Raw genomic sequence first — 16,518 nt, forward strand, 5'->3', positions numbered from 1 at the left:
ATTACCTTGGAATTATCGGCAGATTTACGAATAACTGTAGCCCCCCTGACTGCGCCCTATGACAACACAGACTTTCCTCTGGCACGACTACGAGACTTTTGGCGCCCAGGCCCGCCGCGACCGCCCGGCGCAATTCGCCGCGATCCGCACGGACGCCGACCTGAACGAGGTGGGCGATCCCATCATGTTGTATTGCAAGCCTGCCAATGATTTCCTGCCGGATCCGCAATCCTGCCTGATCACCGGCATCACGCCGCAGCAATGCCTGGAATGGGGCGTGCCCGAGCACAAGTTCGCCGCCACCATCGAGCAGGCGTTTTCCAAGCCGGGCACCATCGGCGTCGGCTACAACACCATCCGTTTCGACGACGAGATCACCCGCTTCATGTTCTGGCGCAACCTGATCGACCCGTATGCGCGCGAATGGCAAAACCAGTGCGGCCGCTGGGATCTGCTGGACGTGGTGCGCATGACCTACGCGCTGCGGCCGGAAGGCATCGAATGGCCGCTGCGCGAAGACGGCAAGCCCAGCTTCAAGCTGGAGCACCTGGCCAAGGCCAACGGCCTGCTGCACGAAGCGGCGCACGACGCGCTGTCCGACGTGCGGGCCACCATCGCGCTGGCGCGGCTGATCAAGCAGAAGCAGCCGAAGCTGTTTGATTTCTGCCTGGCCCTGCACAAGAAAGACCGCGTGGCCGACGAGATCGGCATGCACCTGGCGCCCAACCTGCGCGCGCCGTTCCTGCACGTGTCGGGCATGTTCCCGGCCGAGCGCGGCTGCATCGCGCTGGTGTATCCGCTGGCCACGCATCCGACCAACAAGAACGAAATCATCGTCTGGGACTGCACCTACGACCCGAGCGAGCTGTTCACGCTGGACGCCGACACCATCCGCACCCGCATCTTCAGCCGCAGCGACGCGCTGCCCGAGGGCGTGACCCGCCTTCCGGTCAAGAGCATCCACCTGAACAAGTCGCCGATGCTGGTCGCCAACCTGAAGACGCTGTCGCCGGCCATGGCCGCCAAGTGGGGCATCGACCTGGAGCAAGGCAAGGCCTACGCCGCGCTGGCCGCCGCCGGCCGCAACATGGATATCGAGTGGGAGCAGGTGTTCCACCGCCCGGCGGGTGAGGAGCTGGACGTGGACGAGGATTTGTACAACGGCTTCGTCGGCAAGGAAGACCGCCGGCTGCTCGATTCCCTGCGCAAGGAGACCCCGGCCAGGCTGGCGACGGCATCGCCGTCGTTCAGCGATCCGCGCCTGCTGGAATTGCTGTTCCGCTACCGCGCGCGCAACTTCCCCGAGACCTTGTCGGAAGGCGAGATGGAGCACTGGGAGCAGCACCGCGCGGCCCGCTTCTACGACGGCGCCGGCGGCGCCCGCAGCATCGACCAGTTCTTCGGCGAGATCGACCACCTGCAACAGGATGCCGACGAGCGCGCCGAGCAGATCCTGGCCGAGCTATACGACTACGTTGAGATGGTGGCGCCCGCCCACTAGGCTGTCGCGCAGCTTGGCGGCGTCGACCTCGCCCATCCAGGTCGCCACCGCCAGGCAGGCGATGCCGTTGCCGATCAGGTTGGCGATCGGGCGGCATTTCAGCAGGCGTTCGATGCTGACGATCAGCACCAGGCCCTCGGCGGAAATCGCCGGCACGGCCGCCAGCGTCGCGCCCAGCGTGACGAAAGCCGAGCCGGCGATGCCGCTCGACGCCTTCGACGTCACCATCGCCACCAGCAGCACCGTGCCATACTGCGCCAGGCTCAGCTCCACCTGCCCCGCCTGCGCCAGGAACACCAGCGCCAGCGTCAGGTAAATGCTGCTGCCATTCAGGTTGAAGGAATAGCTGGCCGGCACGGCAACGCGCGTCACCGCCGGCGCGCAGCCGGCTTCCTCCAGCCGGGTGATCAGCCTCGGCATCGCCGCCATCGACGATGCCGTGCCCAGCACCAGTATCAACTCGTCGCCTATCCACAGCAGATAGCGCCACAGGCTGAAGCCGCACCAGCGCGCCACGGCGCCCAGCACGATGACGACGAAAGCAAAGGTGGTCAGGTAGATCGCGCCGATCAGCTTGAGCAGCGGCGTCATCGACAGCAGCCCGTAATGGCCGACCGCGTAAGCGACCGCGCCCAGCGCGGCCAGCGGTGCCGCCTTCAGCACCAGGTTGACGGCGGCGAACAGCCAGCGACCACCGGTTTCCAATGCCCGCCCGATGCGCGCGCTGCGCTCGCCCTGCCAGGCCAGCACGCTGCCGCAGACGATCCCGCCCAGCAGTAATTGCATGGTGCTGTTTTGCGCAATGCAATCGCGCAGCGTGGCCATGATGGCGCCGCCATGCGACAGTGCCGGCGCGACCGCAGCGGCATGCATGGCCGGCAGATGCACGCCGACGCCAGGTTCCAGCAACCATGCGCCCACCATGCCGGCCATCAGCGCCAGCAAGGTGCAGACTTCAAAGTAGACCAGCAAGCGCAAGCCCAGGCGGCCAAGCTGGCGCAGATCGCGCAACGAGGCGATGCCGGCCGCCACGGTGCAAAAGATCACCGGCCCCACCAGCAGCCGGATCGCATCGACAAACCACGTGCCCAGCGGACGCAGCAGCTGCGCCTCTTCGGGCGCGCAATAACCCAGCGTCATGCCGATGGCGATGGCGCACAGGATCTGCATCGACGGGTAGTACAACACGGGCTTGCTCATCGGCGCACGCTCTGGAATCGCTTCCATGTTCGCGTAAAAAAAATGACTCCGGGGGCTCCAGTAACTCATGGCCGGGAGTCGCCACGGTCCATGATAACAGGGAGTTGCCGCCAGAAACTACAACGATGCTGAGCCGCATATTCTTCCAGCGGCAACTGCACGCTGGCGCCCTGGCGGAAGGCGCGGAAGCTCTGCTGCTGTTGCAGCGACGGCCATGCGGGCTGGCCGTCCACGTCCGGCGTGCCGTTGCGGACAAAGGCGGCCCAATGCGCGATCATCTGCGCCGACAGCCGGCGCTGCGCCTCGCTCATTCTTTCGGCGTGAACGAAGGCGCCGCCCGGCCACAGGTAGGGCAGCTCGGCGGCGTGCGCGGCGCCGAACTGGAAGGCGCCCGGTTCGCCGTATGGCGCCTGGCCATCCTCGAACTGGTAGAAATAAACCGGCGCATCCTGCGCCGCGGCCTGCGCCAGCGGCAGCATGGTGCAGCCGCCGAGACCGCGCATGCCGCTGTCGGTCAGGATGGCGCTGATCTTGTACGCGTATTCGAGCGGATCGCCGGCGTGGTCGTCGCGGTAGGCGTTGCCGACCGCGACCCGCTGCGCCGGCGGCAGCAAGGCGGCGAGCCAGTCCCGGTAGCGCTGTTCATCGTAGCGGAAGAAACCGGGACCGGCCATGCGGCCCTCGTCGCGATTCGCGCCGAGCAGCAGCGGCACGCGCGCCCAATGGTGGCGGGAGATTTGCGCGACGGCGTAGTCCGGCAGCAAACCCGGCCGACCTATGGCGGGGGCCGCGCCGCCGCCGGCCTGCACCAGTTGCAGCGGCGTAGCGCGGCGCATGCAAGCCATGTCGATGCCATCGCAGCCGAGGCGACGCGCCAACGCTTCGGCGCGCTGCCTGGCCTCGGCGGCGGTGTCCACATCGTGCAGGCAATCGTCGCTGGAAATGATGGCGGCGCGGAACAGGCCCCGCGCCTGCGACGCCGCCAGCAGCGGGCAGATCACCGTGCCACCGGCCGATTCGCCGGCCAGCGTGACGCGCTGCGGATCGCCGCCCAGGCCCGCGATCGAGCGCCGCACCCACTGCAACGCCAGCAGCACATCCTGCAAGGCGTAGTTGCCGCCGTTAAAGAACCCCAGCGCGCCCAGGCGATAGTTGACGGTGACGACGACGATGTCGCCCTGCTCCGCCAACGCCGAACCGTCGTGATCATTGGCCGAGCCGCCCGTCGCGCCGCCGCCGTGCACGTAGACCAGCACGGCACGTGGCCGCTTCGACGCCGCAGCGGGGCGGTAGACGTTCAAGTACAGGCAATCCTCGCGCTCCGTGCCTGCCGCCAGCCCCACCGCGCTCTGCGGACAACGCGGCGGCAAGGCCTGCGCCGCCAGCCGGAACAGCCATGGCTCGGCGGCCAGCGGTGCCGTCCAGCGCTCCGCCGCGCCGTATGGCAGGCCGGCAAACCGCTCGACCGCGCCCTGCCGTACGCCTTCCGCCAGCCCTTGCGGCAATCGCGCCAGCGGTCCGTTGGACTGCGCCGTGGCAACCGGCGCAGCGCCGGCCAGCGCCAGCAGCACAGCCGCGATCCGCGCGCCGCCCCGCAAGCTCCACCACGACATCACTGCGCCACGGCAGGCTTGATACGGGGATAAGTGCGCGTATCGAACGGCGGCGGCACATAGGACGGCACAAAATGGCAGCCTTCGCCATAGGCCGCCTTGGCCGCCTCGCAGCGCGCCAGCAACTGCATGGGATCGGGCCGCTTGCCCTGCTCGATCCAATCCATCATCGCACGCAGCAATGCGGCGTACTGCGGCGTGGCCAGCTTGCTGTGCTCGTGCTCGTCCGTGAAGCTCTGCACCAGCAGCGGCGACGCGCCGGCCGCCGCCACCGCCTGCCGGAACACCGTCTCCGCCTCGACAAACACGGTCGGATCGTCGATCGCATGCATGGTCAGCGTCGGCACGATCAGCTTACCGGTCAGGTCGCTGTCCTCGGCCAGCGCGCGCACGCCTTCCGGCGAGGCGGCAAAGCGCGGCACGTCGCGGTTGAGCGCCGCGTCGTCGTCCGAACCGCGATACACCACGCCCATATTGCTGAACGGGTTCAGCCCCTTGAACTGGCGCAGCGTCAGGTCGCGGAACGTGGCCGTGGCCCAGTTCAGGTGCGCGCCCAGCGTCCGCTCCGGTATGCGCGTCACCGCCAGCAGGTTGCGCAGGATGCGCTGCTGCTCCGGCGTGCGCTGCGCCGCCGGATTCGACAGGCCCGTGCAACTGTCCAGCCGCGCCGCCACTTCCTTGCTGCTCAACGGATTCTGCGCAGCCAGCCCCTGCCACAGCGGATATGCAGGCTCGTCCGGCAACGGCAGGTTGCGGCAATAGTACTGGACCAGCGCCCGCAGATCCGCGCGGAAGTCATACGCCAGCGAACCGCCGGACAACAGGCCGCTGGTCAGGATCACGCCATCGTAGACCGGCTTGCCGTCGGCGTCGCGGCCGAACAGCTCGGCGGTCTTGGCCGCCACATTGCCGCCCCACGACTGCCCATGCAGCAGCGTGCGTTTCGGCCGCCCGAACTGTTTCCAGAACAAGGCCCGCGCATGGTCGGTATCCTCGGCCGCGTCGCGCACGCCGTAGCCGGCGTGGCGATAGCTGGACCCGGTCCATGCGTACCCCTCCTGCACCATCACCGCGAAGCGCTGCAGGTCCGACACCGGCTCCGACGGCGACGGCGGCTTCAGGCTGGGTCCGCCGTGGCTGTGCACCACCAGCGTGCCGTTCCACGCCTGCGGAATGGCGGTCAGATAAAAAGCCCCATTTGCGTCCTGGCCGGTATAGCAGCGCGTCTGCGCCGGCATTTCGCGCGGACAGCTTTGCGGATGCTGCGCCTGGGCCGTGCCGGCGGCGAGGAACGCCGGCACGGCGGCTAGCCAGATGGGGAGGGAAATAGGCTTCATGTCAGAAAGTCGCGCTCAGGTTGAGATAGAGGTAGCGGCCGTACGGGTTGTACAGACCGCCGTTATAGCCGCCCTGCGCCAGCGGCGGCAGCTTGTCGAACAGGTTGCGCGCGCCCAGCTTGACGCGGGCTTCCTGCAGCCATTTGTCCATCGGCAGCTTGTATTGCACATAGCCGTTCCACAGCGTCTCGCCGCCTTCGCGCCAGGCCTGGCCGGCCGGCGTGAGGAAGTTGGTGTCGTAGACGGCGCTGATGTAATTGCCCGACAGCCCGACCTGCCACTCGCGCAGCTTCCACGTCAGGTTGGCGGCGACCTTCACTTCCGGATGGCCGTAGTTGCGCAGCTGGTTGTTCTCCAGGTCGCTCAAAGGCAGTGCCGCGTTCAGCTGGCCGGCGGCGCGCGCGGCGATCAGGTCGCTGATGCCGCTCAGCGGCGACTTGGTGAACTTGTCGGTGTAGCCGATGTTCAGGTTGCCGTCGAAGTTGCCCAGCATGGCCGTGCGCTTGCGCCAGTTCAGCGTCACGTCGTAGCCGCTGATGTGTTGCGGCTGCAGGTTCAGGAAGGTGTCCTTGACGTCGGTGATGTTGCCGACCGGCGTAAGGCCGGTGCCGGCGAAGGCGGCCACATCGTCGGCGTTCGGCGCGGCGCGGATGATGCGCGGATCGCCAGCGCCGCCGGTGACGCGGCTCAGGTAATCGGCCGCCGACACATTGCTCAGGCCCAGCGTGCCGACGATGCCCACCTGGTCGATGCGCCAGCGGTCCACCGTCATGGTGAAGCGGCCCAGCGAGGCGGGAATAAAGGCCGGCTGCAACACCAGGCCGACGTTCGACGTGGTCGATGTTTCCGGACCCAGTTTCGGATTGCCGGAGATGAAGTAGCGCACACCCGGCACCCGCGAGCAGTTGCTGAAGTTGGTCAGGCGGCCGGCGCGGATGTCGGCCTCGCACTTGAAGTAGTCGGTCACGCTGCTGGCGCGGCCGTAGGTGTAGTCGGCCGTGGTTTCCAGGTTGGGCGCCTTGAAGCCTTGCGAGTATGAAGCGCGGAAGCGCACGCTGTCGTTGACGTCCCACGACAGCGCCACCTTCGGCTTGGAGACGCTGCCGAAATCGCTGTAGTGCTCATAGCGGCCGGCCACCTGGAAATTGAGCGCCTGCACCAGCGGCACGTGCATCTGCTGCGAGATCGCCGGCACGGCGAACTCGACAAACGTGCCGCCCACCACGCGGCTGCCCTTGGACGACGGCGTGACGTTGACGCCGGTCGCGCTGGACGGCTGCGTCAGGCCGGTGACGGCGTCGAAGAACGGGATCGAGCCGTTGACGTGCGGATCGCGGTTATCTTCCTGCGTTTCGCGCCGCGCTTCGAAGCCTAAGGCCACGCCGACATCGCCGGCCGGCAGGCTGAACAGGTCGCGGCGGGACAGTTTCAAATCCGCCAGCAGCAGGCCGGTGCGGTCGGCGCGCTTGACGCGGATGCGGGTGGCGTCCAGCGCGGCCTTGGAGCTGGGCGTGCAGTCGCCGCCGCCGGCGCCGTTGATGCAGCTGCCGTTGAAGGGGTTGTAGGCGTCCGGCGTGGACAGCGCCAGCTGCTTGTACAGCGCATTCGAATCGACGCCGTCCGAGATGTCGGTGGCGGTGGCGACCGAGTACAGCAGGCCGGTGTCGTAGTCGAAGCCGGCCTTGGTGCCTTTCAGCGCGATCAGGTAGCGGTACTGGTAGTTCTCGACATCGACGCGGTCGGGGCCGAAGTCGTTGAAGCGGTAATTGGTGAAGGTCAGCGGCAGGCCCGAGGCCGGCACGTTGCTCAGGTTGGGCAGGCGGTTCGGATTGGTCGTGCCGTCGGCAAATTTGACCGGGCCGAACGGGTTGTAATAGTTCGACGCCGGCACGCCGACCGGCACCAGGCTGGTCGGCTGCGTGGTCAGGGTCTGCGCGGTGGCGTGGTAGACGCCCAGCTCGCCGTAGACGGTGGTGACGTCGTCCAGGTCGTAGTGGCCGCTGAGGAACATGTTCTGGCGCTGGATCGCCGGCGACACGGTGATCGCATCGTTGGCCGCGTTGTTGTACTTGAGGATGTTGCCGGCGCCGGTCGTGCCCTGCGCATTGCCGGTCGTGCCCAGGCACAGGTTATTGCCCAGCTGCGTGACGCAACCGGCGATATTGTTCGGCTGGATGTGGAAGGCGCCGGCCGCCGTGGTCAGCGACGTCGTGCCCTGCTTGATCGCCGACGTCACCGGACCGCTGCCGTTGAACACCGAACCGTTCATCCATGAGCTTTGGTTGCCGCGTCCGTCCGCCGTGCCGTTGCCCGCCCACGGCGTGCCCACAAACAGCGCGCGCTTGTCCTGGTCGGCGGTGAACGGCATATCGCTGGGGTTCTGGTGGCTGCGGTTGAGCACGCTCAACGACATCGACAGGTTGCCCCGGCCATCGGCGAAATTCTTGCCGCCGAAAATATTGGTATTGGTTTCCGAGCGGCTGGTGCCTTCGGCGTGGCCGTACTGGCTGCTGACGGTCAGTCCGTTGAAATCGGTTTTCATGACGGTGTTGACCACGCCGGCCACCGCGTCCGAGCCGTAGATCGCGCCGGCGCCGTCGAGCAGGATCTCCAGGCTCTGGATGCCGGACGCGGGAATCGCGCTGGAGTTGTAGGTGATCAGCGGCACGGTGTTGTTGCCGTTGCTGGTCGGGTGCGTGACCAGGCGGCGGCCGTTCAACAGCACCAGGGTATCGCCGAGGCCGGCGCCGCGCAGGTCGATCGAGCTGACGTCGCCGCGCGCGGTGTTGCTGGTCTGCGCCTGGTTGGTCGGATTGAAAAACACGTCGCCCACCTGCGGCACCTGGCGCAGCAGGTCGTCGCCGTCGACCGCGCCGGTGGCGGCGATCTCATCGGCGGTGATCACGGCGACCGGCAGCGCGGTGCTGATGCGGGCGCCCTTGATGCTGGTGCCGACCACGGTGACCTTGGTCATTTCCTCGGCCGGCTTGGCCGGTGCATTGGGTGTTTGCTGCGCCTGCGTGGACACCGCAGCCGAGCATAGTGCGACTCCCCACAGCAGTTGCCTGCGTTTTTTCTGATACGTCATTGCTATCTCCAATATTTTTTTGTTGTACGCCGCGTCTGTAGCGCAGCGAAGCCATCCTAGACGGCGGTCATCCTGATGTAAAATATCTTAACTTCGCATGTTCGATACTTAATAAATATGGAGTCCTCTTGGAGCTCAGGCATTTGCGCTATTTCATCGCCGTCGCAGAGGAAGAGCATTTCACGCGCGCGGCCGAACGCCTGCAGATCCAGCAGCCGCCGCTGAGCCAGCAAATTCGCGCGCTGGAGGAAGAATTGGGATTTCCGTTGTTCCGGCGCCACCCGAAAGGCGCGGCGCTGACGCCCGGCGGGGTCGCCTTCCTACAGGAGGCGCGCGCCATCCTGTCCAGCGTCAGCGAAGGTTCGGCGCGGGCGGCGCGGGCGGCCAGCGGCGCCGAAGGCCATCTGTCGGTGGGCTTCACCAGCTCGGCGGCGGCGCATGCGATGATTCCGCGCCTGATGCGCGCCTACCGCGCAGCCTGGCCGGCGGTGCGGCTGGACTGCCGCGAAGGCAACGCCGCCGAGCTGACCGAGGCGCTGACCGCCGGCACGCTGAACGTGGCTTTTTTACGCCAGCCGGTCAGCCGGCCGGACGGCATCGTCTTTCATACGCTGCTGGAAGAGGAAATGCTGCTGGTGCTGCCCACCGGCCATGCCGCGCTGAGCGGCCATGGCGGACGCGGCATGCCGCGCATCGCCTTGTCGGCATTGCGGGACGAACAGTTCGTGCTGGTGCGGCGCGGCGGTGCGCCGGGCATGTATGCGGATCTGGTGGCGGCCTGCGTGCGGGCCGGCTTCACGCCGAAGATCGCGGTCGAGGTGGACCGCATGCTGACCAATATCAGCCTGGTGGCGGCGGGAACCGGCGTGTCGGCGGTGCCGGCATCGATGCGCGGCTTCCACGAAGGCAGCGTGGTCTACTGCAGGATCGCCGACGGCGGCCTGGCAGCGCCGCTGACGCTGGCCTGCCGCGCCGCCGACCCGCCGCCGACCCTGGTCAATTTCCTGGCCGAGGCCGAGCGGTTGGCGGAAGTGCGGCTGAAGTACGACTGACTAAGCCCGGTGCAGGTTGATGGCGTTGCGGGTTTCCTCAGCAACGCGGCGGGCGGCTGCGGCAAAGTCCTCGCTGCTGCCCTGCGGTGCCGCGTACAGGATCGCGCGCGACGAGTTGATCATCATGCCGGTGCCGGCGGACGTCTTGCCCGACTTGACCGTGGCGGCGATATCGCCACCCTGCGCGCCGATGCCGGGCACCAGCAGCGGCATGTCGCCGACGATGGCCCGCACCTGCGCCAGTTCTTCCGGGAAGGTGGCACCGACCACCAGCGCGCACTGGCCGTTGCCGTTCCATTTTTCCGCCACCAGGCGCGCCACGTGCTGGTACAGCGGCTTGCCGTCGACGTTGAGGAACTGCAGGTCCGAGCCGCCGGGGTTCGAGGTGCGGCACAGGATGATGACGCCGCGGTCGCTCCACTCCATGTACGGCTCCACCGAGTCCGAGCCCATGTAAGGATTGACGGTGACGGCATCGGCGCCGTAGCGGTCGTAGGCTTCGCGCGCGTACTGACGCGCGGTGGCGCCGATGTCGCCGCGCTTGGCGTCCATGATCAGCGGGATGTGCGGGTAGTTGTCGCGCACGTAGTGGCAGATTTTTTCCAGCTGGTCTTCCGCGCCCAGCGCCGCGAAGTAGGCGATCTGCGGCTTGAACGAACAGGCCAGGTCGGCCGTCGCGTCGATGATTTCGCGGCAGAAGTGGTAGATGCCTTGCGCATCGTTCTGGAATTGCGCCGGCAGCCTGGCCATGTCCGGATCCAGGCCCACGCACAGCAGGGAGTCGTTGGCCGTCCAGGCGGCGGATAATTTGTTGATGAAAGTCACGACGCACCCTTCTATTTTGTTGCAAACCCTCTATTGTACCGCGCCGGCATCGGGCGGTTCGCATCGGGCTGTTAAAATTTGCCCTCTCTCCATAGAAAGCGTATTCCATGAAATTATCCCAAAAAGTCGCGATCGTGACCGGCGCCACCCAGGGCATAGGCCTGGCCTGCGCCCAGCGCCTGGTGGCCGAGGGCGCCAAGGTCATGCTGGTCGACATCAAGCCGGAAGGCGCATCCGCCGCCGCCACGTTGGGCGAACAAGCGCGCTTTTTCGCCGCCGATGTGAGTCAGAAGGCCGACGTCGACGCGCTGGTGGCCGCCACCATCGCCGAGTTCGGCCGCATCGACATCCTGATCAATAACGCCGGCGTCACCCACGCCGCCGATTTCCTCGACCTGACCGAGGACGATTTCGACCGCGTGCTGCGCATCAACCTGAAGTCCATGTTCCTGTGCGGCCAGGCCGTGGCGCGCCAGATGGTCAAGCAGCAGAGCGGCTGCATCATCAATATGTCCAGCGTCAACGCCGAGCTGGCGATCCCGAACCAGGTGCCGTACGTGGTGTCGAAGGGCGCGATCAACCAGCTGACCAAGGTCATGTCGCTGAATCTGGTGTCGCACGGCATCCGCGTCAACGGCATCGGCCCCGGCACGATCCTGACCGAACTGGCCAAGCAGGCGGTGATGGCCAGCCCGGAAGCGCGCCACACCATCCTGTCGCGCACGCCGATGGGCCGCTGCGGCGAACCGGAAGAAGTGGCGTCCATCGCCGCCTTCCTGGCCAGCGACGACGCCAGCTACATGACCGGCCAAACACTTTATGTGGACGGCGGACGCCTCGCCTTGAACTACACGGTGCCAGTTAAATAAAGGCTTGCGGGGCAGTTATGCGCATTGCTGATGTCTGGTATCTGAAACGACAATTAGACACATATCTATCACGACGGCATAATTACACCTGTCTCCACTATTCTCCTCCAAGAAAATAGTTTTAAGCCCGCTTTCACCAGCGGGCTTTTTTTTTGCCCATTTTTTTGTCCACTGTCATAGCCGCGTCATATTCGCTCCATATACTGATTACATCTTGAGTACATGCAACCGATAGGCATGACTGAAGAAAGGTGCACCGGGGTCCCGGTGCACCACTCCCGCTTTCTTCCGCTGCATGGTATTGTCTGGTTCATGATCAAGCAATTCATCCTGACGAATTCCCACGCACGACTACGCTACTGGACCGCGATCGTCCTGTACCTGATGATACTGGTGCTGGGCTCCCTGCCCGGCGCCCGCCAGGACATCGCCCAGGTCGCTCCTGGCCTGATCCTGCATTCGGTCGCCTACGCCGGCCTGACCTTCCTGCTGTTCACCGGCGGCACAGGCAGCCTGGCGCAACGGGCCGGCAAGGCGGTACTGACCATCGCCCTGATGGGTGCGCTCGACGAATACGTGCAGAGTTTCTTCCCGTACCGCCATGGCGCCGTGTCCGACTGGCTGGTCGATTGCAACGCCGCCGCGCTGACGGCCGCCTTTATGTGGGCCCTGTGGACCCGCTTCCGCATCCAGCCGTCGCGCTGATATCGCCTGTGCAGTCCGCGGACGCACACAAGGCCAGCTCGACATCCAAACGCATCTGCTGCAACTGCTCGGCCTTGGCCACACGTACCAATTCATGCAATGAATGCGCCAACAAGTGCCGGCTGCGGGGCGTGCCGCAGGTTGCATTAATTAACTCTTCGATAATAGTATCTGTCACGTGTGTCAACATATCGATGTCCTATAAAGTGATACCCGACAATTATTGCTTGCGACTAGCAACTTTCAATTGATGTACATCAATTGGCCGTCCGTAGAGCGGGAACAAAACGGCGGCGCCGCCCTCTGACTCAAATGGGGAGCCATTTTGATTAATCGAACGGGGGAGGAACTATGAAGATGAATATGACCCAAAAAGCCATCGCCGCACTGTGCATGCTGGCCGTGGCCGGCTGTGCGGCGGATCGCAGTAGCAGCAGTAGCGACAGCGGCATGTCCAGCAGCAGTTATCCATCCAGCAGCGGCAGCACCAGCAGCAGCGGCAGCATGGCCAACACCACCGGCTCCGGCGCCACCGGCACCTCCGGCACCTCCGGCAGCAGCCCGAGCATGGCCGGCAGCGGCACCGCGTCCACCGGCAGCAGCTATGGCAGCGGCGCGCAGTCCGGCACCAGCACCTCCAGCTCGGCGCAAACCTCGTACGGCGTGGTGCAGGCCATCGACCAGATGCAGCGTCAGGATGTGGGCGTCGGCGCCGTGGGCGCGGCGGCGGCGGGCGGCAGCGCCGGCTTGCCGACCGATAAGGTCTACCGCGTCACCGTGCGCATGGACGACGGCACCAGCCAGATGGTGGTGGTCGACTCCATGCCCTCGTACAAGATCGGCGACCGCGTCCGCTACAACAACGGCATGCTGAGCAGCTATCAGTAGAGTTGTTCGACCTGGTAGCCGCGTCGCTTCAGCAGTTGCGGCAGGCCGTCGTCGCCCACCAGGTGCAGCAGGCCGACGCCGACAAACGCGACCTGGTCCTGCTGCATGATGCGCTCGATATTGCTGGCCATCTCGGGATTGCGCTTGCCTAGCAGCACGCGATTCATGAAGCCGGCCGAGATCGTGTCGCCGCTGGTGGCGGACTGCCACGCCGCGTGGATGCCCGGGGCGTCCGCGGCGCTCCAGGCGTCGATCAGGGCGGTGGATTTCTTCAGCGAGGCGCCGTCGGCCAGGTCGGCCAGGTTTTCGAGCAGGTACTGCTCCTGCTGGCGTTCGTCCAGCGTGTCGAACAGGCTCAGCTGGTAATCGGCGCTTTCCAGCTGGCGCACGGTTTTATCCTGCTTTTGCGCCGCCGCCAGCAAGGCATACTCCACCGCCTGGCTGCGCTGGTAGCCGTGGACTTCCATTTCCGCGCCGATCAGCAGGTTGGCGATCAGCCACGGCTTGTATTGCTGAACCGATTGCAGCGACAGCCCGGCTTGAGCCAGCGCCTGCACCGTCAGCCGCAGCGTGGCCGGGCTCAGATGATTTTGCACCGTATCGCCGTCGGCGTAGCGGCCATGGCGGGCCAGCGCCAGCTGGAATGGCGCGGCCTCGCGGATGTCGAGTTCGATCACCAGCGCCTTGGAATCGAGCAAGGCGCGCGTCACCACCGGGTCCAGCGGGTCAACGCCGTCCCTGCCGACATGAATGGTCCCAAACAGATAGCTGGTCTTGCCGTCGTGCGTGACCCGGTACAGCTGGCCGCGATGCGCGGCCGGCGCCATCTCGGTCAGGCCGGCGCCGAACGCCGCCTGGCATACACCAATCAACACGCTAAATAAAATGGCAATTTTCGACGGCATGAGTTTTCCCCGCGAGGGCACGGAATGCCATCGAGATAATATTTACATTGAATAAGGGATTGGTAACGCGGCTTGGGTTACTGTTTCCAATAGTAAATCAGGAAAACGCCAAAGAAAATATCTTTTTAAAGGCCGATGAAAATATCGGCAAAAGCAACACATTTAAATATCAGGCCGCCAATAAAATAACTATTAAAAGATCAAGTTATTAGCGCTTTAATACTTTAACTGATGTCATACCCACATTCTTGCCATGGGTTTCATTGATAAATGTCGTACCGGCCCGACATACCGCCCATGATCCCATTTTCCATACTCGACCTTTCCCCGATCGCCGAAGGCAGCAATCCTTCCGCATCGTTCCGCAACACGCTGGACCTGGCGCAGCACGGCGAACGCTGGGGCTACCAGCGCTACTGGCTGGCCGAGCACCACGGCATGCCCGGCATCGCCAGCGCCGCCACCGCCGTCGTCATGGCGCACGTGGCCGGCGGCACCTCGACCATCCGCGTCGGCGCCGGCGGCATCATGCTGCCGAATCACTCGCCGCTGGTGATCGCCGAACAGTTCGGCACGCTGGAAGCGCTGCATCCGGGCCGCATCGACCTCGGCCTGGGCCGCGCGCCCGGCTCGGACCAGACCACCGCCCGCGCCTTGCGCCGCACGCTGGAAACCGACGCCGACGCCTTCCCGCAGGACGTGCTGGAACTACAAGATTACATGTCCGACACGCCGCGCCAGCGCGTGCTGGCCGTGCCCGGCAAAGGCGCCAAGGTGCCGCTGTGGATACTGGGATCAAGCACCTTCGGCGCGCAACTGGCTGCGCACCTCGGCCTGCCGTTCGCCTTCGCCTCGCACTTCGCGCCGCAGATGATGATGCAGGCGGTGTCGCTCTACCGCAGCAACTTCAAGCCGTCGGCGCAGCTGGACAAGCCGTATGTGATGTTGGGCTTCAACGTCTTCGCGGCCGACACGGACGAGGAAGCCCACTTCCGCGCGACGTCGATGCAGCAAGCCTTCGTCAACCTGCGCACCGGCAAACCGTCGCAGCTGCCGCCGCCCAAGGCCGGCTATCTGCAATCGCTGGGGCCGCAGGAGCGGGCCATGCTGGACACGGTGCTGTCCTGCGCCGCCATCGGCGCGCCGGAGACGGTCGGCCGCCAGCTGCGCGAATTCATCGAGCGCACCGGCGCCGACGAGCTGATGATCACCTCGCAGATCTTCGACCATGCGCAGCGGCTGCGCTCCTACGAAATCACCGCCGAAGTGCGGCAGTCGTAAGAAAATACCTGCGCTCAGCAGCAATTTGTTATCGCCGGTAAAATTACGGCCTGCAAATTGAAGGAGCGCCCAGTGAGCCAGTCCCACGCCCAGCAAGACATCTCCTCCGGCATGGTCTGGCTGTTCGCCACCGCGACCGGCCTGATCGTCGCCAATCTGTATTATGCGCAAACGCTGATCGGCCCGATCAGCCGCGCCACCGGCCTCGACCCCGGCGCGGCCGGCCTGATCGTCACGCTGACGCAAATCGGCTACTGCCTCGGACTGCTGTTCATCGTGCCGCTGGGCGACCTGCTGGAAAACCGCCGCCTGATCTTCATCGCCCTGCTGACCACCGCGGTGGCCCTGCTGGCGGCCTCGTTCACCAGCAGCGCCGCCCTGTTCCTGCTGGCCGCGTTCTGCATCGGCCTGGGCTCGGTGGCGGCGCAGATCGTGGTGCCGTTTGCCGCCCACATGTCGCGTCCGGAAAAGCGCGGCCAGACGGTGGGCAAGGTGATGAGCGGCCTGCTGATGGGCATCATGCTGGCGCGTCCGGTGGCTAGCCTGGTGGCCGATGCGCTGAGCTGGCATGCGATCTTCGTCATCTCCGCGCTCACCACCACCGCCTTGGCGTTCTTGCTGCGCGCCAGGCTGCCGCAACGCCAGCCGGATTCCGGCCTGCACTACTTCGCGCTGCTGGGTTCGATGTGGCAGCTGCTCAAGACCACGCCGATACTGCGCCGCCGCGCCGCCTACCAGGCCTGCATGTTCGGCGCCTTCAGCCTGTTCTGGACCTGCGTCTCGCTGGAGCTGACCGGCCCCTACTTCCACCTGAGCCAGTCGGGCGTGGCGATCTTCGCGCTGGTGGGCGTGGCGGGCGCGATTGCCTCGCCGATCGCCGGCCGCCGCGCCGACCAGGGCAAGAGCCGCTCGACGACGGCCGCCGCGCTGACCTTGGGCGCCATCGCCTTCGCGCTGCCGCTGCTGATCCATTCGACGCGCCTGGTCGACCTGGGGGTGCTGGTGCTGACCTCGATCATATTGGACATGGGCGTCTCCGCCAATCTGGTGACGGGCCAGCGGGCGATCTTCGCCTTGCCGCCGGAAATCCGCAGCCGGCTGAACGGCCTGTACATGGCGCTGTTCTTCATGGGCGGCGCGCTGGGATCGTCGCTGGGCGGCTGGATGTTCGCCGCCCACGGCTGGACCGGCGTGCTGTGGACCGGCCTCGCCTTCCCATTGACCGCCCTGTGCATCTTCGCCACCGAATAATCC

13 protein-coding genes are annotated in these 16,518 nt (G+C 65.6%); 7 read left to right on the plus strand and 6 right to left on the minus strand.

What is annotated here, in order from left to right; genetic code table 11:
* The first annotated feature begins 58 nt into the window (after window positions 1–58).
* Window positions 59–1,501 carry an exodeoxyribonuclease I gene (gene sbcB, locus ACCD07_RS09220; protein WP_413447151.1) on the plus strand — a complete coding sequence of 481 codons (1,443 nt, stop codon included), beginning with the start codon at window positions 59–61 and terminating at the stop codon, window positions 1,499–1,501.
* On the opposite strand, the gene ACCD07_RS09225 is transcribed toward sbcB, so the two are convergent.
* The 4 genes from ACCD07_RS09225 to ACCD07_RS09240 are packed head-to-tail and all read right to left on the minus strand — an operon-like array spanning window position 1,463 to window position 8,739.
* Window positions 1,463–2,728: a cation:dicarboxylate symporter family transporter gene (locus ACCD07_RS09225; RefSeq protein ID WP_413447152.1), complete on the minus strand. Its 1,266-nt coding sequence runs from the start codon at window positions 2,726–2,728 to the stop codon at window positions 1,463–1,465. The two genes, sbcB and ACCD07_RS09225, sit on opposite strands and share 39 nt — an antisense overlap.
* A 38-nt stretch (window positions 2,729–2,766) precedes the next feature.
* A complete protein-coding gene (locus ACCD07_RS09230) occupies window positions 2,767–4,314 on the minus strand; it encodes a carboxylesterase/lipase family protein (protein WP_413447153.1) in 1,548 nt (515 codons plus the stop codon).
* Window positions 4,314–5,651 (minus strand): hypothetical protein, encoded by a 1,338-nt coding sequence (locus ACCD07_RS09235; RefSeq protein ID WP_413447154.1) that lies wholly within the window; start codon window positions 5,649–5,651, stop codon window positions 4,314–4,316. Before ACCD07_RS09235 ends, ACCD07_RS09230 begins: the two co-directional genes overlap by 1 nt.
* A 1-nt stretch (window position 5,652) precedes the next feature.
* The gene (locus ACCD07_RS09240; RefSeq protein WP_413447155.1) at window positions 5,653–8,739 is read right to left on the minus strand and encodes a TonB-dependent receptor domain-containing protein; all 3,087 of its coding nucleotides are present in this window, start codon (window positions 8,737–8,739) and stop codon (window positions 5,653–5,655) included.
* Between the two features lie 128 nt (window positions 8,740–8,867).
* On the opposite strand from ACCD07_RS09240, the gene ACCD07_RS09245 reads away from it, so the two are divergent.
* Window positions 8,868–9,791, plus strand: a complete 924-nt coding sequence (locus tag ACCD07_RS09245) for a LysR family transcriptional regulator (RefSeq protein ID WP_176654928.1) — start codon at window positions 8,868–8,870, stop codon at window positions 9,789–9,791.
* On the opposite strand, the gene pyrF is transcribed toward ACCD07_RS09245, so the two are convergent.
* On the minus strand, window positions 9,792–10,616 hold the full coding sequence (gene pyrF / locus ACCD07_RS09250; protein WP_176654927.1) for an orotidine-5'-phosphate decarboxylase: 825 nt from the start codon (window positions 10,614–10,616) through the stop codon (window positions 9,792–9,794).
* A 107-nt stretch (window positions 10,617–10,723) separates the two neighbouring features.
* Between pyrF and ACCD07_RS09255 the strand changes: the two genes are divergently transcribed.
* The 3 genes from ACCD07_RS09255 (at window position 10,724) to ACCD07_RS09265 (ending at window position 13,078) form a co-directional block, all read left to right on the plus strand.
* On the plus strand, window positions 10,724–11,485 hold the full coding sequence (locus ACCD07_RS09255; protein WP_176654926.1) for an SDR family NAD(P)-dependent oxidoreductase: 762 nt from the start codon (window positions 10,724–10,726) through the stop codon (window positions 11,483–11,485).
* Window positions 11,486–11,797: 312 nt separating this feature from the next.
* Complete coding sequence (locus ACCD07_RS09260) at window positions 11,798–12,190, plus strand: VanZ family protein (RefSeq protein WP_413447156.1); 393 nt, start codon at window positions 11,798–11,800, stop codon at window positions 12,188–12,190.
* A gap of 357 nt (window positions 12,191–12,547) precedes the next feature.
* Window positions 12,548–13,078, plus strand: a complete 531-nt coding sequence (locus ACCD07_RS09265) for a hypothetical protein (RefSeq protein ID WP_413447157.1) — start codon at window positions 12,548–12,550, stop codon at window positions 13,076–13,078.
* Here ACCD07_RS09265 and ACCD07_RS09270 read toward each other — a convergent pair.
* Window positions 13,072–13,983 carry a TraB/GumN family protein gene (locus tag ACCD07_RS09270; protein WP_353400426.1) on the minus strand — a complete coding sequence of 304 codons (912 nt, stop codon included), beginning with the start codon at window positions 13,981–13,983 and terminating at the stop codon, window positions 13,072–13,074. The genes ACCD07_RS09265 and ACCD07_RS09270 overlap by 7 nt on opposite strands.
* 297 nt (window positions 13,984–14,280) lie before the next feature.
* Between ACCD07_RS09270 and ACCD07_RS09275 the strand changes: the two genes are divergently transcribed.
* Together ACCD07_RS09275 and ACCD07_RS09280 are read left to right on the plus strand one after the other, a co-directional pair.
* Window positions 14,281–15,264 (plus strand): LLM class flavin-dependent oxidoreductase, encoded by a 984-nt coding sequence (locus ACCD07_RS09275; RefSeq protein ID WP_176654922.1) that lies wholly within the window; start codon window positions 14,281–14,283, stop codon window positions 15,262–15,264.
* Between the two features lie 111 nt (window positions 15,265–15,375).
* Window positions 15,376–16,515, plus strand: a complete 1,140-nt coding sequence (locus tag ACCD07_RS09280; RefSeq protein WP_176655220.1) for an MFS transporter — start codon at window positions 15,376–15,378, stop codon at window positions 16,513–16,515.
* The last annotated feature ends 3 nt before the right edge of the window (window positions 16,516–16,518 follow it).

The sequence above is a fragment of the Duganella sp. Dugasp56 genome (assembly GCF_047304105.1).
Classification (GTDB): domain Bacteria; phylum Pseudomonadota; class Gammaproteobacteria; order Burkholderiales; family Burkholderiaceae_D; genus Rugamonas; species Rugamonas hordei.